A 22,324-nucleotide genomic window follows, 5' to 3' on the forward strand; every position below is an offset into this window, starting at 1 on the left:
TAGTATTTGAGAAACAAATAAAAAGCTCTGCAATATGATCGGACAGTTTGCGATCCTGATTTTGAGTATTGATGCTCCGCTCCGTATGCTGCTTGACAACGATCAGACAAAAGAGTTTATCCCGGAGAAACTTCGTAAGCAGAACAAATATGGTGCGTTTAGCAACGGAATCTGGCTGGTAGTGATTCTTTCCGGAGCGATTATTCTGATCCAGACAGTAATGCCGGGGGCGGCGTCCGTGCTCCAGCAGCTCACAAGACTCAATTCGGTTTGTATGCCTTTGCGCTATTTGTGGGTATTCGTAGCATATATTGCGCTGAGAAAGGCGATCAGGAAGATTGACGTGGAATACCGGTTTGTAAAAAATCAGAAAATTGCCTACTTTTTTGGCGGATGGTGCTTCCTTATTACCGCTGCTTGCTGTATCATGGGAATGTACAATAAAGATCCACTTACCATGGCGCTCAACATTATTACACCGATTGTGCTGACTGCGCTTGGTCTGATTCTCCCGATGATAGCAAAACGGGAGCAAAGAAAGGAAAGTTAGAAGATGGATAAGAAGGAAACAGTCAAATACAGGGAAGAAGCGATGGAACTTGCGGCATTTATTAAAGAGTCACCGACTCCGTTCCATGTGACCGCCAATATTGGAGTGATCCTGGAAAAAGAAGGTTTTATGCCGCTTCAGGAGAGCAGAAAATGGGAGATGAAAGCCGGCGGGAAATACTATGTGACACGAAATCATTCTAGTATCATCGCTTTTGAGATCGGGGAAGATCCGGCAGATTATAATTTTCAGATTGCTGCTTCCCACAGCGATTCTCCTACCTTTAAGGTAAAAGAGAACGCGCAGATGGAAGTCAGAGGCCACTATACCAAACTGAACACAGAAGGATATGGCGGGATGCTTTGCGGACCATGGTTTGACCGGCCGCTTTCTCTTGCGGGAAGGGCGGTTGTCAAAGAAGAGGGCGGACTCAAAGAATGTCTGGTGAAAATAGACAGGGATCTTTTGATGATTCCCAGCCTTGCCATTCATATGAACCGTCAGGCCAATGAGGGGCAGAGCTTCAATAAGCAGACAGATATGCTTCCGTTGATTGCCGGCCGCGTGTTGGAGGAAGGCGAAGTGAAGGCGGAGATCGCCGGAGAGATCGGCGTAAAGCCGGACGAAATTCTGGGGATGGATCTATTCCTTTATAACAGAATGGAGCCTTCTATTTGGGGAATGGATGAAGAGTTCCTCTCCTGTCCGCAGTTGGATGATCTCCAGTGCGCCTACGCTTCCCTGAAAGGATTCCTGGCAGGAAAGAACCCGAAAGGGGTGAATGTCTTTGCCTGCTTTGATAATGAAGAAGTGGGATCCGGGACGAAACAGGGTGCGGCTTCCACTTTTCTGGCGGATGTGTTAAAGCGTATCAACAGCGGTCTCGGAAAGACAGATGAGGACTTCTGCAGGGCGGCCGCGTCCAGCTTTATGATAAGCTGTGACAACGCACATGCGGTGCATCCAAATTACACGCAGAAGACAGACGAAGGAAACTGTGCTTACATCAATGAGGGGATCGTGGTCAAGTCCCATGCGGGACAGAAGTACACGAGCGACGGCGTGAGTATCGCGATCTTCAAGGCGATTTGTGAGAAGGCAGGCGTTCCTCTTCAGTATTTTGCCAATCGTTCTGATATGGCAGGCGGAAGTACCCTTGGAAATCTTGCGATGGCACAGGTATCTATGAAAGCGGTGGATATCGGACTGCCTCAGCTTGCAATGCACTCGCCGTTTGAAACGTCCGGGGTCCTGGATATCGAGTATCTGAAAAGAGCGGCAGAATGTTTTTTCCGGACTCACATACACGAGGATGCGGACGGGGCGATCCGGATGGAAACAGAGTAACTGTAGCTTTTTTGAAAAATATATTGACAACCATAAAAACCCATGCTATAGTTACGGAGTAACTGCCGAAGACAGTAGGTGCCGGATGGCATAAGGATTAAAACGCCTACCGAGGAAGACACAATTCATTACTTGAATGTTGACCTCTCTGCCTTTGTGCGGAGAGGTTTTTTCTGGCAGCTCACAAATACTACAAGGAGGTGCGTTAATCGTGGCAAAAGTGGAATTAAAACAGCCAATCGTGCAGGCGATCGCTGATGACATCAAAGACGCTCAGTCTGTTGTCCTCGTTGACTACCGTGGACTTACAGTAGCACAGGATACAGAACTGCGTAAACAGTTAAGAGAAGCAGGTGTCATTTACAAAGTCTGCAAGAACACAATGATGAAAAGAGCTTTTGAAGGAACAGAGTTCGCGGGCCTGGAAGAATATCTTGAGGGACCGAGCGCTCTGGTTGTATCCAAAGACGATGCTACAGCTCCGGCAAGAATCATCTGCAAGTTTGCTAAGACAGCAGAGGCTCTGGAAGTAAAAGCCGGCGTAGTAGAGGGTAATGTTTACGATGCGGCAGGAATCAATGAACTGTCCAAAGTTCCTTCAAGAGAAGAGCTTCTTTCCAAATTGCTTGGAAGCTTACAGTCACCTATCACAAATCTTGCTCGTGTACTTAATCAGATCGCTGAACAGGGTGGAGCAGGAGCATGTGAAGCAGCGGCTGAGGAAGCTCCGGCAGAAGAACCGGCTGAGACACCGGCTGAGTAATTAATTCAAAGAGAACAAACCGAAACAAAATATGGAGGTAAATGAAATGGCAAAATTAACAACAGCTGAATTTATTGAAGCTATCAAAGAATTATCTGTATTAGAGTTAAACGAATTAGTAAAAGCATGTGAAGAAGAATTTGGTGTATCCGCAGCAGCAGGCGTTGTTGTAGCAGCAGCAGGCGGAGAGGCAGCAGCGGCTGAAGAAAAGACTGAGTTCGACGTGGAGCTTGTAGCAGCAGGCGCTTCCAAAGTTAAAGTTATCAAAGTCGTTCGTGAAATTACAGGACTTGGATTAAAAGAAGCAAAAGACCTTGTTGACAACGCTCCGAAGGTAGTAAAAGAAGCAGTATCCAAAGAGGAAGCTGAAGAAATCAAAGCAAAACTCGAAGGAGAAGGCGCAGAAGTTAACGTTAAATAATTTTTGCAAAGCAATCAGGCAGGATTCCGATGGGATCCTGCCTCTTTTGGTTTTTAGACGGCCGGGGGCTGGTCAGAGTGGGCTGCTCCTGGTAAAATGGAAGAAAGGACCGATACTTCAGAAGGTCATAGGACGGTATAGGGAGGGCGAGATAAGATTGAGCAGAAACAGAAAGAAAAAGGCAGAATTCCGGTATTACCGGATGCCGGAAAACCGGACGGTAATGGCTCTTTTGGGAGAAAAGTGGCGTCAGAACTACGGGCGCGATATTGATTATCTCCATTTCCATAATTATCTTGAGATCGGCTATTGCCATGAGGGGAAGGGCGCAATGGTGATCGGAGATGACGAATATTATTTTGAAGGAGAAGGTGAACTGACGGTAATCCCGAGTAATTATCTGCATACAACCAACAGTGATCCGGGAAATATCAGCTATTGGGAGTATCTGTTTGTAGATGTGGAGCAGATGCTGAACAAGATGGTTCCCGGATCACCGAGGTACGTAGAGCAGATGCTGCACCAGGTCAACCAGAGGGCGATTTTTACTAACCGTGGTAAGGCCCCGGAACTGACGGAGAGTATCGAGAATATTATTGAGATTATGCGAAGAGGAGAGCCGTTTTATCAGGAAGAAGCAGAAGGGGAGATGCTTGCCTTTCTTTCCAAAATTGCAAGAGAAAATGGAAATATACAAGGGGGAGGAAGCGTAAATATGCGTGAGAAAGCCAAGATCAGCAATCTGGTCTCCAGATCCCTCGATTATATCAGTGATCATTACCGGGAGCAGATCAAGGTCGGTGATATTGCCAAGCGTCTTCACCTGAGCGAGACGCATTTTCGAAGGGTGTTCACACAATACATGGGCGTAAGCCCTCTGGAGTATATCAATATAGTGAGGATTCGGTCTGCGTGTGAATATCTGATCAAGACGGATGATTCGATTGCCGCGATCGCGGAGAAATGCGGATATTATACAAGCTCTACATTTAACCGCAATTTCCACAAGACCGTAGGGATGACGCCGGAAGAGTGGAGAAAGAAACCGGAAAATTTTGAACGGAAGCTGCTGGAATTCAACGTACATTCAGAGGAGGGATGGTAGCATGTATGCAATAAGAATAACAGAACAGGTGACAAGAAAGAAAAAGGCGGGGGCAGGTCTTTTGAAGGTGTTGATGATCGCCTTTGGTGTGTTTTTTGTGCTTTTGGGGATTGTTTTTTCCAGGGGATTTATGCTGTCGGGATTTCTGTTGATCTGTCTTTACCTGGCTTATGATTTTTTTAGCCAGAAGGAATATGAGTACACGATGGAAGGAACACATTTTTCGATTGATATGATTACAGGGAAGCGTCATCGCAGACAGATGCATGAACTGGATCTGAACAAACTGGAAGTTGTGGCTCCGCACTGGCATGACAAGGTTGCAAAGTACCGGAAAAAAGGTGGAACAGAGCACATTCCAAAGTATGATTACACATCGTATGATGATGATATCCCGTACTACACGATGATCATAGGGGAGGGGCGGGAGAAGGTGAAGCTTCTACTGGACTTAAATGACGAGATGCTGCGTGCATTAAAAACGCTTTTTCCTGAGAAAGTCTTTTTTGCATAAAGAAAAGGAAACGAATCGGATCCAAAAGATAAAAAAAACGGAAGATCAGATAAAAACAGAAAGAATATGAGGGGATAAGAAAATATTTTCAGCCTAATAGTGTGCAAAGTGGATAGAAAAAGCGGGAAAATGAAGAAAAAAGTGTACTGAGCAGACAAAAATGGTTGAAAATGCATAATATATGTGTGAATATGCGTAAATTGGGAAAGCGTGTCTTGATATAATTAATTTTAGGAGATGTCCGGAGAGACAGAACCGGACATGAAGATAGGAGGTAATATTATGAAAAGAAAGTGGCTTTCCGTTTTACTCGTTGGAGCAATGACACTGTCCCTTGCGGCTTGCAGCGGATCTTCTGACAGTAAAAAAGAGGACAAGAAAGGTAGCGAAGAAGGCGGACACAAATTATCAATTATGGCTTGGGATCCGGCGTTCAATATTCCGGCGATCCAGGCTGCGGCGGACGACTACAAAGAAAACGTAGACTCCGAGTTTGAACTGGAAATTCTGGAGCAGGCCGCATCTGAGGATATTGAAACGGCAATCACAACGGCCGGATCAGCAGGAGATTATTCCAACCTTCCAGACATCGTACTCTTCCAGGATCACTACATCCACAGATATGTAGCTGATTATCCGGACGCATGGACGCCGCTTGGCGACATCGATATCAATTGGGATGACTTCGCTGCGGAGAAGATTGACTACTCTACGATTGACGGGGAGCACTACGGAGTTCCGGTTGACAATGGAACTGTTGTATGTGCATACCGTACCGATCTTCTTGAGCAGGCCGGGTATACCATTGATGACCTGACAGGATGTACATGGGACAAGTTTATGGAAGTTGGTAAAGCAGTTAAGGAAAAAACGGGAAAAGCCCTGCTTTGTATGAATTCCGATGGTAATGACCTTCCTTACATCATGCTGCAGGCAGAGGGCGTATCCCAGTTCAAGGACGGCAAACCTTACATTACAGAGAACGAAACGCTTGTAACCATCGTCGAGAAGCTCGTTGAGATGGCAAAAGAAGGGATCCTTCTGATGCCGAACAGTTGGTCTGATTATACAGACAAGGCAATTCAGGGTGATCAGGTGGCCGGTATTATGAATGGTAACTGGATTCTTCCTACAATCGAAAAAGTAGAGGCAAACAGCGGTAAATGGGAAATCACTACCATGCCGACACTGGAAGGCGGAGAAGGATATGCAAGTAACGGCGGCTCATCCCTTTATATTACATCCAACTGTGGAAATGTTGATCTTGCAAAAGATTTCCTCGCTTATACATTCGGCGGAAGCACAACAACATATGACAATGCTCTGAGAGACGGCGGCGTGATTTCTACTTATGCTCCGGCAGGTGAGACAGAAGTCTACAATGAAGGTGTTGAATTCTTCAACAATCAGCCAATCTATGCTGATATCGTTGAGATGGGAACGCATGTACAGAAAGTAGAGCAGAGTGATTTCCACTATGCGGCACGTGATTATGTCGGATCCGCAATCGTAAAGATCATTAACGGAACAGATACGATGGATGCGCTGAAAGAAGCAGAAGATCAGTTGAACTTTGATATGGGCAACTAATCGTAGGCAATCATTGTAATAAAAAGTATCAGATAACGAGGGGCGAGTTTTCGTTCCTCGTTGTCATTGAAGCGAAGGAAAGGAAGGGACTCCAGTGAAATCGAAGAAAAAAATGAATCTGCTGGCAAAACAGTCGGCATCCGGATGGGTTTTCCTCACCCCGGCGACGATTTTGATCGCGGTCATGGCATTCTGGCCGATGATTCAGGCGTTCATTATGTCACTTCAGACCGGTTCCAGCGCGAACATGAAATGGTCTGATCCGATTTTTAACAACTACACAAGGATGTTTTCAGATAAGCTGTTTCTGACATCGGTAAAAAATACGTTTCTGTATCTGCTGATCCAGGTGCCGATCATGTTGGTACTCGCCATCCTGCTGGCTCAGCTTCTGAACAATAAGGATCTGAAGCTAAAAGGATTTTTCCGTACATGTATTTTCCTCCCATGTGCTACGTCACTGGTATCCTATTCTTTGATTTTTAAATCATTGTTTGCGACAGATGGTTTGATCAACTCTATTCTGGTTCATCTGGGAATTTTAGAATCCAACTATAATTTTCTCGGGAATGCGGCAAGCGCAAAGGTCGTTATTATTATCGCCCTGATCTGGAGATGGACTGGATACAATATGGTATTCTACCTTGCCGGCCTGCAGAATATCGAATATTCTGTGTACGAGGCGGCGAAGATTGATGGAGCTAACGGATGGAAGACGTTCTGGAACATCACTGTTCCGCTTTTGAAGCCGACGATTATTATGACATTTATTATGTCCATCAACGGAACTTTACAGTTGTTCGATGAGTCCGTCAACCTGACAAACGGCGGTCCGGCAAACGCAACAATTACAATGTCACACTATATTTACAACAGTACGTTTGGAAAGGGTGTCGCGAACTTCGGATATGCGACCGCAATGTCGTTCTTTGTATTTGTTATTGTCGCAATTCTGGCGTTGATCAATATAAAGGTAGGTGATACGCGTGACTAAGAAAAAGAATAGAAGTATGGTTCAGAGAAGATTGATTCCTACATATATATTCCTCGTTATTGTAGCGTTTTTCTCAGTTTTCCCGTTTTACTGGATGATTTCCGCAGCCACGAATGAATCTATCGATGTGGCCAGGGGGAAACTTGCGATTGGCGGACATTTCATGGAGAATTTCCACAATCTGGTATCTGGCAATGATCTGTGGGGCGCGATGGGAAATTCTGCGCTGTATGCGATTACCCAGACAGTGCTTGCTATTTTGATCTGCTCTCTGGCAGGGTTTGGATTTGAGCTTTACCACGATAAGAAAAAGGATATCCTGTTTTCGGTCCTGCTGCTTGCGATGATGATTCCGCAGGTCGCAACGATGATTCCTCTGTTTAAATTTTTATCCGGTGCTAAACTTTTGAACTCTGTATGGGGGTTTGTGCTTCCGTCTCTGTCGACGCCGTTTTTGATTATGATGTTCCGGCAGAATTCGCGTAATTTTCCGATCGATGTGATGGAAGCCGCGCGTATTGACGGCCTGAGTGAGATTGGTATTTTTGTAAAAATGTATATGCCGATGATGAAAGCGACTTATGCGGCGGCAGGGGTTATTACATTTATGAATGCATGGAATTCATATCTGTGGCCGAAGGTAATTATGACAACTCCGGATTCACAGACAATGCCGATGCTGATTGCGAATCTTTCGGGCGGTTATACGACGGATTATGGGGTTTTAATGGTAGGGGTTCTTTTCTGCTCTATTCCTACGATGATTGTTTTCTTCATTCTCCAGAAGCAATTTGCAGAAGGTATTACAGGAGCTGTAAAATAATAGACAGAGTACCCGCATAAAGCAGTAGGCTGCCGCAAATGCGGCGGCCTGTTTTAGTATAATAAGACACCATATATCATAGAAAAAGAGAGGTAAATATGAACAGACAATTTGATTACGCAAATGTAAAAAATCCGGAATATTTCTGTGACGGTAGAATGGAGGCTTATTCTGACCATGCATACTATGCGTCCGAAACCGATATGTTGGATGGGGAAAGCCTGTTTGCCGAAAGTTTAAATGGGATTTGGAAATTTCACTATGCGAGGAACTATGGCGCGGTGATCCGGGGATTTGAGAAAGAGGAATACTGTTGTTCATCCTGGGATGATATCCGGGTGCCGGCTCATATCCAGATGGAAGGGTATGACGTCCCACAGTATGCCAATACACAGTATCCATGGGAAGGCCGGGAGGATATCCGGCCGGGGGAGATCCCGGAATATTTTAATCCGGTGGCAAGCTATGTGAAATATTTCTCTGTCCCGGAACGGATGAAAGGGAAGAGGATCTTCGTTTCCTTCCAGGGAGCGGAAAGTGGTCTGGCAGTTTGGTTGAATGGAGTTTTTATAGGGTACAGTGAGGACAGTTTTACACCTTCTGATTTTGAGTTGACAGGCTATCTGAAAGAGGGGCAAAATAAACTGGCGGTTCAGGTATATAAGTGGACAGCCGGAAGTTGGTGTGAGGATCAGGATTTCTACCGTTTTTCCGGACTTTACCGGGACGTATTTCTGTACACTGTACCGAATGTACATATCCGTGACCTCAGGATCAGGGCAATTCCGGACGAGACACTTCAGAAAGCAGAATTGGAGATTGTTTCCTGCACCTGGGGAGAAGGAAAAGCGAGATTTGTCCTTTCGCGTCACGGAAAAGTATTTGTAGATGAGGAAAAAGAGCTGAACGGAGAAAACCGATTTGTGTGGGAGGTAGACCACCCTGCGCTCTGGAGTGCGGAAGTGCCGAATCTTTATGATCTGATGATTACAGTAACCGGAAAAGACGGGGCTGTGACAGAACTGATTCCGGAGAAAGTCGGATTTAGAAGATTTGAGATGAAAGACCACATGATGACTTTGAACGGAAAGCGGATTGTGTTTAAGGGAGTGAACCGCCACGATTTCAGTTCTGTCGGGGGACGTCATGTATCCGAGGAAGAGCTGCGGAAGGATCTCACAGTGATGAAGCAGAATAATATAAATGCGATCCGTACAAGTCATTATCCGAACGGTTCCCTGCTTTATCGTCTCTGCGATGAATATGGCCTCTATCTGATTGATGAAACCAATATGGAAACACATGGGAGCTGGGATACGGTTCGCGCAGATGGCGACGACGACTATATTGTACCAAATGACAGGCCGGAATGGCTGCCGCTTCTCCTGGACAGGGAGAATTCCATGTACCAAAGAGATAAGAACCATCCGTCGATTCTCATCTGGTCCTGCGGAAATGAGTCCTACGGTGGAAAAGATATTTACGAAATGTCACAGTTTTTCCGCAAGGAGGATCCGACCAGGCTGGTACATTATGAAGGTGTATTTAACGACCGCAGATATAATGATACGAGCGACATGGAAAGTCAGATGTATACTCCGGTGGAGAAAATCAAAGAATTTCTTGCAAAAGACAGGAGCAAGCCGTTTATCTGCTGTGAATATACCCATGCCATGGGGAATTCGTGCGGAGCAATGCATAAGTATACGGATCTGACGGACACAGATCCATTGTACCAGGGAGGCTTTATCTGGGATTATATCGATCAGACCATTTATAAGAAAGACCGGTATGGACAGGAATTCCAGGCGTATGGAGGAGATTTTGGCGAGAGGCCGACCGACTATAATTTCAGCGCGAACGGCATCGTCTATGGAGGAGACAGAGAGCCGTCCCCGAAGATGCAGGAAGTAAAATATAATTATCAGAATATTACGGCGAAGGTTTCCGAAAACAGGGTGACGATCATCAATAAGAATCTGTTTCTGAACACGAACGAATTCGACTGTGTTGTTCTCGTGGAGAGAAATGGAAAAGCGCTTCGACAGATCAAGATGGAGACGGAGGTAGAGCCGCTTGGTGAAAAGACCTATCCGCTTCCGTTTGCGAAGGAAACTCTGCCGGGAGAGTATACGGTTACCGTTTCTTTCCGGCTGAAGGAAGATCAGATCTGGGCAAAAGCCGGACATGAGGTGGCGTTTGGACAGTATGTCTACCGTAACCAGGGGGAGAAAAAGCTGTGTAAGCGTCCGGTTAAAGTGATCCGGAGTAAACATAATATTGGGGTCAGAGGTGAGTGTTTTGAAGTGATTTTCTCTGTTTTGGATGGTGGACTGGCATCCTACCGGTATGCCGGGAAAGAGATGATTAAAGAAATACCGAAGCCAAACTTCTGGAGGGCGCCTGTGGACAATGACCAGGGTAACCAGATGCCAAAACGTTATGCACAGTGGAAGATTGCCAGTATGTATGCCGGACACAAAGATTACCGAGGCGCTGACTGCTGTAAAGTCTTGGAGCCGAAAGTGGAGGTAAAAGAGTATTCGGTCCGTGTGACCTACACATATTTGATGCCGACGACCCCGGACAGTCAGTGTCAGGTGGCGTATGAAGTGTACGGAGATGGAACTGTGCAGACGACACTTTCTTATGATCCGGTAAAGGAGCTGGGCGATATGCCGGAATTTGGTCTGATGTTCAAGCTGGACGCGGATTATGACCATGTGACCTGGTATGGCTTGGGACCGGAGGAGACTTATGCGGACCGAAAGAAAGGGGCAAAGCTTGGAGTATATCAAAATCTTGTTCAGGATAATTTGGCAAGGTACATTGTGCCGCAGGAATGTGGGGCAAAAGAGGAAGTCCGTTATGCATCTGTGACAGACAGAAGCGGAAGGGGTATGCTGTTTGAGATGGACGAGAAGAGCGGACCGATGATGTTCTCCGCGCTCCCATATACGCCGCATGAAATGGAAAACGCGAAACATGTGTACGAATTGCCTCAGGTGCATTACACGGTGGTACGTGCGGCGCTCGGGCAGATGGGAATTGCGGGAGACGACAGTTGGATGTCCTTTACTCATCCGGAATACTTACTGAATGTAGAGGGAAAGATGGAATTTACGTTCCGTTTCCGTGGAATATAGGAATGACAGGGAGGACGATTGATGTTAGGTGGGAGAATCCTTTACGGGGGTGACTACAACCCGGATCAGTGGCTGGAACATCCGGAAGTACTGGAACAGGATGTGCGGCTTATGAAAGAATCGAAAGTCAACTGCGTAAGCCTGGGCATTTTTGCCTGGGCTGCGCTGGAACCGGAGGAAGGAGTCTATCAGATGGACTGGCTTGACCGGCTTATCACCAGAATGGAGGAGGAAGATATTCAGGTCATTTTAGCTACTCCATCTGCCGCCATGCCGCACTGGTTGACGCAGAGGTACCCGGAAGTAATGCAGGTACAGGCGGACGGCCGCCGCAACCTGCCGGGGAAACGTCACAATTTCTGCTATACTTCTCCTGTCATGCGTGAAAAGACGAAGGCGATAGACAGAGAACTTTCCAGGCGGTTTGGCAGAAGGAAGAATGTGATCTTGTGGCATATTTCCAATGAGCTGGGCGGAAATTTTGCGGACTCAGTCTGCCATTGTGAGTATTGTCAGGCTGCGTTTCGCAAGTGGCTGAAGAAAAAATATGGGACGCTGCAAAATCTTAACCAGGCGTGGTGGAATTATTTTTGGAGCCATAATTATACGGATTGGAAACAGATTCACAGCCCGGTGCCGAATGGGGAGACGACCAGCACGGCACTTCTGCTGGACTGGCGGAGATTTTCGACCGAGCAGATCCATGATTTTTATCAGATGGAAGTGCAGGCGGTCAGAGAATACTCGGAACTTCCGGCGACAACCAATTTTATGTATTTCTTTAAGGGGCTGGATTACAACAGGATGAAACACGGAGTGGACGTCATTTCTTGGGACAATTATCCGTTTTGGCATAAACGAAAGGATGAAGTGTCCGCTGCGGTGAAAGCGGCGGCCAATCATAATATCATGCGGGCGCTGAAAAGGCAGCCGTTTCTCCTGATGGAGAGCACGCCTTCGGCTGTAAGCTGGAGGGAGTACAATCCTCTGAAAAGGCCGGGTATGAATATGTTGGCCGGGATGCAGGCCATCGCTCATGGTTCTGATTCCGTTTTGTATTTCCAGTGGAGAAAGGGACGTGGAGGATATGAAAAATTCCACGGTGCGGTGCTTGACCATAAGAATGGGACAAATACGAGAGTATTCCGGGAAGTGACTGAGCTGGGAGAACGGCTTGCAGGATTGGGAGAAAAGATCCAGGGAACAGTCAACAGGCCAAAGGCCGCTATTCTTTTCGATTGGGAGAACTGGTGGGCGGTAGAGGACACTCAGGGACCGCGGTTGGATATCAAGTATGTGAAGACGATTCTTTCTCATTATCGTGCGTTCTGGGAGCAGGGGATTGAGGCAGACCTTATTGGGATGGATGAGCCGCTTGATGATTATCTTCTTGTATCGGCCCCGATGAATTATCTGTACAAAGATGGATATGCGGATCGTGTTCGTGCGTTTGTGGAATCTGGCGGCGTGTTTGTAACAACCTGTTTTAGCGGGATGGTGAATGAGACGGATCTTTGTTTTACAGAGCAGCATCCGCTGGAGGACGTGCTTGGCGTCATACAAGAAGAAATTGACGCACCGTCCGAGGAGTTTGAGAACAGCTTTTACTATGATGGAAAGACGTATCCGGCAAAATTCCTGTGTGAAATCTCGCATGCGAAAGAGGATACGGAGGTGCTTGCGTCTTACGAGGAAGATTTTTATGCAGGGTATCCGGCTGTGACCTGTCATCCGTTTGGAAAGGGATCTGCCTTTTATCTGGCGGCAGGTTCCGATCAGGAGTTTTTGAGGGTGTTTTACCGTGATGTGTTCCGAAAAGCCGGAGTGGAAAATGCCCTTCGGGCAAAGCTTCCATATGGGGTGACAACGGCAGAACGTATTGCGGATGATGGAACGAGGATTGTATTTGTGATGAATTTCAAAAATGAACCGGTCATCGTGGAAGATATCGGAATCTGGACAGATGCGGAAACTCAGGAACAGTATGAGGATGCTCTGCAGATGAAGCCATTCGAGTGCCTTGTACTGACAAAACAGAAAACGGATGGTAATTGAGCTTGATTGCAAAGAGAGCGTAAACATAATAAGATAGAATGACCAGGGAGACGTGTTCTGATGAAAAGGAGCGCGTTTCCCTGGTCTTTTCATTGGTGTGAGGGATGGATGAGTTAGATTACGGAGCCGAGGACTTCTTTTAATTCGGTAGCAGAGCTTTTGAGTTTTTCCAGCTCGTCCGTACTAAGGGGGATCTCAAGCACCTGTTCAGCCCCTTTTCCGGATACGATAGTAGGTACGCTGATACAGAGATCACGTAGACCATACTCGCCGTTTAGAAGACTGGAAACAGGGAGAACGGAATGTTCGTTGCGAATGATGGATTCGGCGATCCGGCTGACAGCCATAGCAACACCATAATAGGTAGCTCCCTTGCGGTCGATGATTTCATAGGCACTGTCACGGACCGTATGGTAGATTCGGTTCATGGCTTGTTCATGGTCGTAATGTCCCCGAAGTTCGCAGAAGTCGTTGATGCTGATGCCGGAGACATTGGAACTGCTCCAGACGGCAAGTTCACTGTCGCCGTGTTCGCCGATAATATAAGCATGGACACTGCGGCTGTCTACGGTGAGATGTTCGCTTAAGAGGTAACGAAAACGGGCGGAATCCAGGACAGTACCGCTTCCAAGTACCCGTTCTTTTGGGTAGCCGGAAAGCTTCAGGGCCGCATAGGTCAGGATGTCTACCGGATTGGCGACGATCAGCAGGATGCCTTCAAAGTCTCGTTTTGTGATCTCCGGGATAATGGTCTTGAAAATGGCGATATTTTTGTGGACAAGATCAAGCCTTGTCTCACCCGGTTTTTGATTGGCACCTGCGGTGATGATGATCAGAGCGCAGTCGCTGATATCATCATAGGATCCTGCGTAAATGTGCATTGGAGAAGTAAAAGGTCTGCCGTGGCTTAAATCCATGGCTTCACCCTCCGCTTTTTTTTGATCGGCATCGATAAGCACAAGTTCTGAAAATAATCCTTTGTGTACCAGACTGAATGCAGTGGACGCTCCCACAAATCCACACCCAATGATGGCGGCTTTTCTGATATTGATCATATGGTTGACCTCCTTGAGTATATTCATTGATAAAAACAATAATAGTTTCTGTTTCAAAGTAGCATAAAGGATAATGTAAGACAAGGGGGCAAAAAAAGAAAAAAATCCTTGACACACGGAAAGGGCTTGTGATACAATAAAATGCACTATTGTGGGGAGGTGGGCTGTAAAAAGGGCTGAGATAGCACTTTAACCCCCACAATATACTATGAAAACTGGTGATTTTCACGAGAATAATAATACAAGGAGTGAAACGTCAATGGAGAAAAACAGAATTCGTCCCATGAAAAGCGGAAGAAGTTCCCGGATGACCTATTCCAGACAAAAAGAAGTTCTGCAGATGCCAAATCTGATTGAAGTTCAGAAGGATTCTTATCAGTGGTTTCTTGATGAGGGTCTGAAAGAAGTGTTCGATGATATTTCACCGATCACGGATTACAGCGGACAGTTGAGTCTGGAATTTGTTGATTTTACATTATGCGAAGATGATGTGAAGTACACGATCGAGGAATGCAAAGAGCGGGATGCGACTTACGCAGCGCCTTTGAAAGTAAGAGTAAGGCTTTATAATAAGGAAACGGATGAGATCAACGAGCACGAGATCTTTATGGGCGATCTGCCTATTATGACAAAGACAGGCACCTTTGTTATCAATGGTGCGGAACGTGTTATCGTAAGCCAGCTTGTGCGTTCCCCTGGTATCTACTACGGAATCGCGCACGATAAGATTGGTAAAGAGCTCTATTCCTGTACAGTCATTCCGAACCGTGGCGCATGGCTGGAATATGAGACAGACTCTAATGACGTTTTCTATGTAAGAGTAGATAGAACAAGAAAGGTACCGATTACTGTGCTGATCAGAGCGCTTGGTGTCGGCACAAACCCGGAAATCCTTGAGATGTTTGGCGAGGAGCCGAAAATCCTTGCAAGCTTTGGCAAAGATACGGCAGAGAACTACCAGGAAGGCCTTCTTGAGCTCTACAAGAAGATTCGTCCGGGTGAGCCGCTTGCGGTAGACAGTGCGGAGAGCCTGATTACAAGTATGTTCTTTGATCCGAGACGATATGATCTGGCGAAAGTCGGACGTTACAAATTTAATAAAAAATTACTCCTTAAAAATAGAATCACGGGACAGATTCTCGCGAGAGAGGTGTTCAGTCCATTGACAGGTGAAATTCTCGCTGAGGCGGGAACTGAGGTGACAAGGGAACTCGCTGACACGATTCAGAACAATGCAGTGCCGTTTGTATGGATCAGCCGTGAAGGAGAAGACAGAGATATCAAGGTTCTTTCCAATATGGCGGTAGATCTGAAAGAAGCAGCCGGCATTGATCCTGAGGAAGTAGGCGTTTCCGAGCTTGTATACTACCCTGTCCTTGCGGACCTAATGGAAGAGGCGGCAGGTGATGCAGAGGAGCTTAAGGAAGCCATCAGAAAGAATCTTCACGAGCTGGTTCCGAAGCATATTACAAAGGAGGACATCTTCGCGTCCATCAATTACAATATGCATCTGGAATACGGCCTTGGAAATGACGACGATATTGACCATCTTGGAAACAGACGTATCCGGGCGGTTGGAGAGCTGTTGCAGAACCAGTACCGGATCGGACTCTCGCGTTTGGAAAGAGTTGTCCGTGAGAGGATGACGACCCAGGATCTGGAGGGAATTTCTCCACAGTCTCTGATCAATATTAAGCCGGTGACGGCTGCGGTGAAAGAATTTTTCGGTTCCTCCCAGTTGTCCCAGTTCATGGATCAGAACAATCCGCTCGGTGAGCTGACGCACAAGAGACGTCTGTCCGCACTCGGACCGGGAGGTCTTTCCAGAGACCGTGCCGGATTTGAGGTCCGCGACGTTCATTATTCCCACTACGGAAGAATGTGTCCGATCGAGACTCCGGAAGGTCCGAATATCGGTCTGATCAACTCCCTTGCGACATATGCCAGAATCAATAAATACGGATTTGTCGAGGCTCCGTACCGGAAGATTGACAAGACGAACCCGGAAAATCCGGTCGTAACAGACGAAGTAGTCTATATGACGGCGGACGAAGAGGATAATTACCATGTGGCTCAGGCGAATGAGCAGCTCGATGCGGAAGGACATTTTGTGAGAAAGAATGTTTCCGGTCGTTACCGGGAAGAAACGCAGGAGTACGAGAGAAGCAAGTTCGACTACATGGATGTGTCTCCGAAGATGGTATTTTCCGTTGCGACAGCACTTATCCCATTCCTGGAAAATGACGATGCCAACCGTGCGCTCATGGGATCAAACATGCAGCGTCAGGCAGTACCGCTCCTGACAACAGAAGCTCCGGTAGTCGGAACAGGCATGGAAGAGAAGTCCGCGGTAGACTCCGGTGTCTGCATTGTTGCGGAGGAGGCAGGCGTCGTAGAGAGAGCGGCTTCCACAGAGATCATCATTCGTCAGGACGATGGCGTGAAGAAAACTTACAAGCTTACGAAGTTTTTACGAAGCAATCAGTCCAACTGCTACAACCAGAGACCGATCGTATTCAAGGGCGACCGTGTGGAGAAGGGTGACGTTATTGCGGACGGACCGTCAACATCCAATGGCGAGATGGCGCTTGGAAAGAATCCGTTGATCGGATTTATGACATGGGAAGGATATAACTACGAGGATGCTGTTCTTTTGAGCGAGCGTCTTGTTCAGGACGATGTGTATACATCCGTTCATATTGAGGAATACGAGGCAGAAGCACGTGACACCAAGCTGGGACCGGAAGAGATCACACGAGATATCCCGGGCGTCGGCGATGATGCGCTGAAAGATCTCGACGAGAGAGGAATCATCCGGATCGGTGCCGAAGTGCGTGCCGGAGATATTCTTGTCGGAAAGGTAACTCCGAAAGGAGAGACCGAACTGACGGCCGAGGAGCGTCTCTTAAGAGCGATCTTTGGCGAGAAAGCCCGTGAAGTGAGAGACACTTCTCTGAAAGTACCTCACGGAGAATATGGTATTGTTGTAGACGCCAAAGTATTTACAAGAGAAAACGGAGACGAGCTTTCTCCAGGTGTGAACCAGGCAGTGCGTATCTACATTGCCCAGAAGAGAAAGATTTCCGTTGGTGACAAGATGGCCGGACGTCATGGTAACAAGGGTGTCGTTTCCCGTGTGCTTCCGGTAGAGGATATGCCATTCCTTCCAAATGGCCGTCCGTTGGATATCGTGTTGAATCCTCTGGGCGTACCTTCCCGTATGAATATCGGACAGGTGCTTGAGATCCATTTAAGCCTTGCGGCAAAAGCTCTTGGCTTTAATGTAGCGACGCCGGTATTTGACGGAGCAAACGAAAATGATATTATGGATACACTTGACCTGGCGAATGATTATGTCAATCTTTCCTGGGAAGAGTTTGAAGAAAAGCATAAAGAAGAGCTTCTTCCGGAAGTGATGCAGCATCTTTACGACAACAGGGAGCACAGAAAGCTATGGAAAGGCGTGCCGATTTCCAGAGATGGTAAAGTACGCTTAAGAGACGGACGTACCGGCGAGTATTTTGACAGTCCGGTAACGATCGGACACATGCACTATCTGAAGTTGCATCACCTCGTTGACGATAAGATCCATGCACGTTCTACAGGTCCTTACTCCCTTGTAACGCAGCAGCCTCTCGGTGGTAAAGCACAGTTCGGCGGACAGCGTTTCGGAGAGATGGAGGTATGGGCTTTAGAGGCGTACGGCGCTTCCTATACACTGCAGGAGATCCTGACAGTAAAATCCGACGACGTCATCGGACGTGTGAAGACATACGAAGCCATCATCAAGGGCGACAATATTCCGGAGCCTGGTATTCCGGAGTCCTTTAAGGTGCTCTTAAAAGAGCTGCAGTCTCTTGGCCTGGATGTCCGTGTACTCAGAGAGGACAATACAGAAGTGGAGATTATGGAGACCTCCGATTACGGCGAGACGAACTTAAACGCAATCATCGAAGGGGACAGAAGATACTCCGGCGACAGAGAATCCTACGGCGAGCATGGTTTCTCACAGCAGGAATTCCAGGGAGAAGAATTAGTTGACATCGAAGAAGGACAGGATGAGGAAGAACTGGATTTTAACGACGAAGACTTTACGATTGATTTTGACGAAATGTCAGACGAAGAATAGAAAGGGGTGCCGTAATGACGGGAAACAATAATGAAGCGACGTATCAGCCGATGACCTTTGACGCGATCAAGATCGGGCTGGCATCACCTGAAAAGATTCTGGAGTGGTCAAGGGGAGAGGTCACAAAACCTGAGACGATCAACTACAGAACCTTAAAGCCGGAGCGTGACGGACTGTTCTGCGAGCGGATTTTCGGGCCGAGCAAGGACTGGGAATGTCACTGTGGTAAATATAAGAAGATCCGTTATAAAGGTGTGATCTGTGACCGCTGCGGTGTTGAAGTGACGAAATCCGCAGTACGCCGTGAGCGTATGGGACATATTGCGCTGGCTGCCCCGGTATCCCATATCTGGTATTTTAAAGGTATCCCAAGCCGTATGGGACTGATCCTGGATCTTTCTCCGAGAACTCTGGAGAAAGTACTGTACTTTGCTTCCTATATTGTACTGGACAAAGGGGAGACGGACCTGCAGTATAAGCAGGTGCTCTCCGAGCAGGAGTATCAGGATGCGAGAGAAAAATGGGGAAGTGCTTTCCGTGTCGGTATGGGTGCGGAAGCAATTCAGGAGCTTTTAAGAAGTATTGACCTCGAGAAAGAATATCATGAATTAAGAGAAGGTCTGGAGGGCGCTACCGGACAGAAGCGTGCGAGAATCGTGAAGCGTCTGGAAGTGGTAGAAGCGTTCCGGGAGTCCGGAAACAAGCCGGAGTGGATGATTATGACAGTTATCCCGGTCATTCCGCCGGATCTGCGTCCGATGGTTCAGCTTGACGGTGGACGTTTTGCGACATCCGACTTAAACGACCTATACAGAAGAATCATCAATCGGAACAACCGTCTGAGAAGACTTCTGGAGCTTGGTGCCCCGGATATCATTGTAAGAAACGAAAAGAGAATGCTTCAGGAGGCGGTAGACGCCCTGATCGACAACGGCCGCCGTGGCCGTCCGGTCACAGGACCTGGAAACCGCGCTCTCAAATCTCTTTCCGATATGTTAAAGGGAAAGTCCGGACGATTCCGTCAGAATCTGCTCGGAAAACGTGTCGATTACTCCGGGCGATCCGTTATCGTCGTAGGACCGGAGTTGAAGATATATCAGTGCGGTCTTCCGAAAGAGATGGCAATCGAGCTGTTCAAACCGTTTGTAATGAAAGAGCTTGTTGCGAATGGTACAGCGCACAATATTAAAAATGCGAAGAAGATGGTGGAGAGACTTCAGACAGAAGTTTGGGACGTTCTGGAAGACGTGATCAAGGAACATCCGGTAATGTTAAACCGTGCCCCTACTCTGCATCGTCTGGGAATTCAGGCTTTTGAGCCGATTCTCGTAGAAGGAAAAGCGATTAAGCTTCATCCCCTCGTATGTACCGCTTTCAACGCGGATTTCGATGGCGACCAGATGGCAGTTCATCTTCCGCTTTCTGTAGAAGCTCAGGCGGAGTGCCGCTTCCTTCTCCTTTCACCGAACAACCTGCTGAAACCGTCAGACGGTGGTCCGGTAGCCGTTCCTTCCCAGGATATGGTACTTGGTATCTATTACCTGACACAGGAAAGACCAGGAGCCAAAGGAGAGGGCAAATCATTCAAGAGCGTAAACGAAGCGATTCTTGCTTACGAAAACCAGGCGATCACCTTACATTCCAGAATCAAGGTACGTGTCTCCAAGACACTACCGAATGGAACGGTGAAATATGGAATCGTAGAGTCTACACTGGGACGGTTCCTCTTCAACGAGATTATTCCGCAGGATCTTGGTTTTGTAGACCGTGAAGCAGAGGGTAATGAGCTGCTTTTGGAAGTCGATTTCCATGTCGGGAAGAAGCAGTTAAAGAAGATCCTGGAGAAGGTAATCAATACCCACGGCGCTTCTGCGACAGCAGAAGTACTTGACAATGTAAAAGCCATTGGATACAAGTTCTCCACACGGGCAGCGATGACGGTATCTATTTCTGATATGACGGTACCTCCGCAGAAGCCTGAGATGATCCAGCAGGCACAGGATACGGTGGATAAGATTACACGGAACTTTAAGCGTGGTCTGATTACCGAAGAAGAGCGTTACAAAGAAGTCGTAGAGACATGGAAAGCAACAGATGATGCCTTGACAGAGGCTCTGCTTTCTGGTCTGGATAAATACAACAATATCTTTATGATGGCGGATTCCGGAGCCCGTGGTTCTGACAAGCAGATCAAACAGCTTGCCGGTATGCGTGGTCTGATGGCAGATACGACAGGACGGACTATCGAGCTGCCGATCAAGTCCAACTTCCGTGAAGGTCTGGATGTACTGGAATACTTCATGTCGGCCCATGGAGCACGTAAAGGTCTTTCTGATACGGCTCTTCGTACAGCTGACTCCGGATACCTGACAAGACGTCTTGTTGACGTTTCCCAGGAGCTTTCTATCCGTGAAGTAGACTGTGTTGCCAAAGGAGAAGAAATTCCTGGTATGTATGTCAAAGCATTTACGGATGGAAACGAAGAGATTGAGAGCCTTCAGGAGCGTATCACAGGACGCTACTCCTGTGAGACGATCTGCGACAGTGAAGGAAATGTCATTGTAAAGGCAAACCACATGATTACACCGAAGCGTGCGGCGGCGATCGTCACAAAAGGTGTGGATGAAAACGGCGGCGAAATCAAGAAGGTGAAGATCCGTACGATCCTGACCTGTAAATCTCATCTTGGCGTCTGTGCGAAGTGTTATGGAGCAAACATGGCAACAGGTGAACCAGTCCAGGTTGGAGAGGCGGTCGGAATCATCGCCGCACAGTCTATCGGTGAGCCTGGTACACAGCTTACGATGCGTACTTTCCATACGGGTGGAGTTGCCGGTGACGATATCACGCAGGGTCTTCCTCGTGTCGAGGAGCTTTTCGAGGCAAGAAAGCCGAAGGGACTTGCAATCATCACAGAGTTTGCGGGAACCGCAACGATCAACGATACAAAGAAGAAGCGTGAGATTATTGTCACCAACAATGAGACAGGAGAATCCAAGGCATACCTGATTCCGTACGGTTCCAGAATCAAGATTCAGGACGGTGTGCAGCTGGAGGCCGGAGACGAGCTGACGGAAGGTAGTGTTAATCCGCATGATATCCTGAGAATCAAAGGACTGCGTGCAGTACAGGATTATATGATCCAGGAAGTACAGAGAGTATACCGTCTCCAGGGTGTAGATATCAACGATAAGCATATCGAAGTTATTGTGCGTCAGATGCTGAAGAAAGTCCGCATCGAGGAGAATGGAGATTCTGAATTCCTTCCGGGAACTATGGTAGATACCCTCGAATTTGAGGATAGAAATAAAGAGCTTGTGGCTGACGGAAAAGAGCCGGCGACAGGTGAGCAGATCATGCTTGGTATCACCAAGGCTGCGCTTGCGACGAATTCCTTCCTCTCCGCCGCATCCTTCCAGGAGACGACGAAAGTCCTCACTGAGGCGGCAATCAAAGGGAAAGTCGATCCGCTGATTGGCCTGAAAGAAAACGTCATCATCGGAAAGCTGATTCCGGTTGGTACGGGCATGAGCAAGTACCGTGACATCCGGCTGAATACCGACGCTATGATTGCGGCCAAGAAAGAAGAGGAGGAACGTCTTCGCCATGAAGCGGAAGAAAAGGCGGAATTCGAACAGGAGGCAGCAGTAGAGTCTGAGGGCGAGAATGCAGATGAGATAGAAGCAGCAGATACAGAGATGGAACTGACAGAAGAAATCTCTGAGGAAACAGAGGAAGATCTGGATGACATGTCCGGCGAGTCGGACGACGAAGATATGGAAAACGTCGAATCGGCGGAATAAAATCCGAAATAAGATCCGCAAGTTGAGTT

The 22,324-nt window shown here is 47.4% G+C and carries 14 protein-coding genes and 1 other annotated feature; of the genes, 13 read left to right on the forward strand and 1 reads right to left on the reverse strand.

All coding sequences use genetic code 11. The features are described 5' to 3' along the window. Window positions 1-34: 34 nt before the first annotated feature. The 11 genes from AOA56_RS07595 to AOA56_RS07645 all read left to right on the forward strand — a co-directional run bounded on the left by AOA56_RS07595 (window position 35) and on the right by AOA56_RS07645 (window position 13,308). Window positions 35-550 (forward strand): amino acid permease, encoded by a 516-nt coding sequence (locus AOA56_RS07595; RefSeq protein WP_024733756.1) that lies wholly within the window; start codon window positions 35-37, stop codon window positions 548-550. 3 nt (window positions 551-553) lie between these two features. Next, complete coding sequence (locus AOA56_RS07600; RefSeq protein ID WP_024733755.1) at window positions 554-1,897, forward strand: M18 family aminopeptidase; 1,344 nt, start codon at window positions 554-556, stop codon at window positions 1,895-1,897. 47 nt (window positions 1,898-1,944) lie between these two features. Beyond that, window positions 1,945-2,079 (forward strand) — a sequence feature (ribosomal protein L10 leader region). Window positions 2,080-2,108: 29 nt separating this feature from the next. Then, window positions 2,109-2,660: a 50S ribosomal protein L10 gene (gene rplJ, locus AOA56_RS07605; RefSeq protein ID WP_024733754.1), complete on the forward strand. Its 552-nt coding sequence runs from the start codon at window positions 2,109-2,111 to the stop codon at window positions 2,658-2,660. Window positions 2,661-2,706: 46 nt separating this feature from the next. Continuing rightward, the gene (gene rplL, locus AOA56_RS07610; protein ID WP_048621073.1) at window positions 2,707-3,081 is read left to right on the forward strand and encodes a 50S ribosomal protein L7/L12; all 375 of its coding nucleotides are present in this window, start codon (window positions 2,707-2,709) and stop codon (window positions 3,079-3,081) included. A gap of 157 nt (window positions 3,082-3,238) precedes the next feature. Next, window positions 3,239-4,186, forward strand: coding sequence for an AraC family transcriptional regulator (locus AOA56_RS07615; RefSeq protein WP_024733752.1), 948 nt, complete (start codon window positions 3,239-3,241; stop codon window positions 4,184-4,186). Window position 4,187: 1 nt separating this feature from the next. After that, a complete protein-coding gene (locus tag AOA56_RS07620; RefSeq protein ID WP_024733751.1) occupies window positions 4,188-4,700 on the forward strand; it encodes a hypothetical protein in 513 nt (170 codons plus the stop codon). 282 nt (window positions 4,701-4,982) lie between these two features. Further along, window positions 4,983-6,290 (forward strand): ABC transporter substrate-binding protein, encoded by a 1,308-nt coding sequence (locus tag AOA56_RS07625; protein ID WP_024733750.1) that lies wholly within the window; start codon window positions 4,983-4,985, stop codon window positions 6,288-6,290. Window positions 6,291-6,402: 112 nt separating this feature from the next. After that, a complete protein-coding gene (locus tag AOA56_RS07630; RefSeq protein WP_082136387.1) occupies window positions 6,403-7,284 on the forward strand; it encodes a carbohydrate ABC transporter permease in 882 nt (293 codons plus the stop codon). A 16-nt stretch (window positions 7,285-7,300) separates the two neighbouring features. Continuing rightward, on the forward strand, window positions 7,301-8,107 hold the full coding sequence (locus AOA56_RS07635; RefSeq protein WP_053769319.1) for a carbohydrate ABC transporter permease: 807 nt from the start codon (window positions 7,301-7,303) through the stop codon (window positions 8,105-8,107). A gap of 98 nt (window positions 8,108-8,205) precedes the next feature. Next, complete coding sequence (lacZ, locus tag AOA56_RS07640) at window positions 8,206-11,253, forward strand: beta-galactosidase, LacZ type (RefSeq protein ID WP_053769320.1); 3,048 nt, start codon at window positions 8,206-8,208, stop codon at window positions 11,251-11,253. Window positions 11,254-11,274: 21 nt separating this feature from the next. Further along, the gene (locus tag AOA56_RS07645; protein ID WP_024733748.1) at window positions 11,275-13,308 is read left to right on the forward strand and encodes a beta-galactosidase; all 2,034 of its coding nucleotides are present in this window, start codon (window positions 11,275-11,277) and stop codon (window positions 13,306-13,308) included. Window positions 13,309-13,421: 113 nt separating this feature from the next. Here the strand turns inward: AOA56_RS07645 and AOA56_RS07650 are convergent, their stop codons facing one another. After that, a complete protein-coding gene (locus tag AOA56_RS07650) occupies window positions 13,422-14,363 on the reverse strand; it encodes an L-lactate dehydrogenase (RefSeq protein ID WP_024733747.1) in 942 nt (313 codons plus the stop codon). 259 nt (window positions 14,364-14,622) lie between these two features. On the opposite strand from AOA56_RS07650, the gene rpoB reads away from it, so the two are divergent. Next, window positions 14,623-18,492 carry a DNA-directed RNA polymerase subunit beta gene (gene rpoB / locus AOA56_RS07655; protein ID WP_053769321.1) on the forward strand — a complete coding sequence of 1,290 codons (3,870 nt, stop codon included), beginning with the start codon at window positions 14,623-14,625 and terminating at the stop codon, window positions 18,490-18,492. A gap of 14 nt (window positions 18,493-18,506) precedes the next feature. Next, the gene (rpoC, locus tag AOA56_RS07660; RefSeq protein ID WP_053769322.1) at window positions 18,507-22,295 is read left to right on the forward strand and encodes a DNA-directed RNA polymerase subunit beta'; all 3,789 of its coding nucleotides are present in this window, start codon (window positions 18,507-18,509) and stop codon (window positions 22,293-22,295) included. The last annotated feature ends 29 nt before the right edge of the window (window positions 22,296-22,324 follow it).

Source organism: Sellimonas intestinalis (assembly GCF_001280875.1).
Taxonomy (GTDB): domain Bacteria; phylum Bacillota; class Clostridia; order Lachnospirales; family Lachnospiraceae; genus Sellimonas; species Sellimonas intestinalis.

Coding starts and splice junctions, on each gene's coding strand:
- rplL (WP_048621073.1), top strand. CDS start 2,707: ATGGCAAAATTAACAACAGCTGAATTTATTGAAGCTATCAAAGAATTA.
- AOA56_RS07645 (WP_024733748.1), top strand. CDS start 11,275: ATGTTAGGTGGGAGAATCCTTTACGGGGGTGACTACAACCCGGATCAG.
- rpoC (WP_053769322.1), top strand. CDS start 18,507: ATGACGGGAAACAATAATGAAGCGACGTATCAGCCGATGACCTTTGAC.
- AOA56_RS07600 (WP_024733755.1), top strand. CDS start 554: ATGGATAAGAAGGAAACAGTCAAATACAGGGAAGAAGCGATGGAACTT.
- rpoB (WP_053769321.1), top strand. CDS start 14,623: ATGGAGAAAAACAGAATTCGTCCCATGAAAAGCGGAAGAAGTTCCCGG.
- AOA56_RS07620 (WP_024733751.1), top strand. CDS start 4,188: ATGTATGCAATAAGAATAACAGAACAGGTGACAAGAAAGAAAAAGGCG.
- AOA56_RS07625 (WP_024733750.1), top strand. CDS start 4,983: ATGAAAAGAAAGTGGCTTTCCGTTTTACTCGTTGGAGCAATGACACTG.
- AOA56_RS07630 (WP_082136387.1), top strand. CDS start 6,403: ATGAATCTGCTGGCAAAACAGTCGGCATCCGGATGGGTTTTCCTCACC.
- AOA56_RS07650 (WP_024733747.1), bottom strand. CDS start 14,363: ATGATCAATATCAGAAAAGCCGCCATCATTGGGTGTGGATTTGTGGGA.
- lacZ (WP_053769320.1), top strand. CDS start 8,206: ATGAACAGACAATTTGATTACGCAAATGTAAAAAATCCGGAATATTTC.
- AOA56_RS07635 (WP_053769319.1), top strand. CDS start 7,301: ATGGTTCAGAGAAGATTGATTCCTACATATATATTCCTCGTTATTGTA.
- AOA56_RS07595 (WP_024733756.1), top strand. CDS start 35: ATGATCGGACAGTTTGCGATCCTGATTTTGAGTATTGATGCTCCGCTC.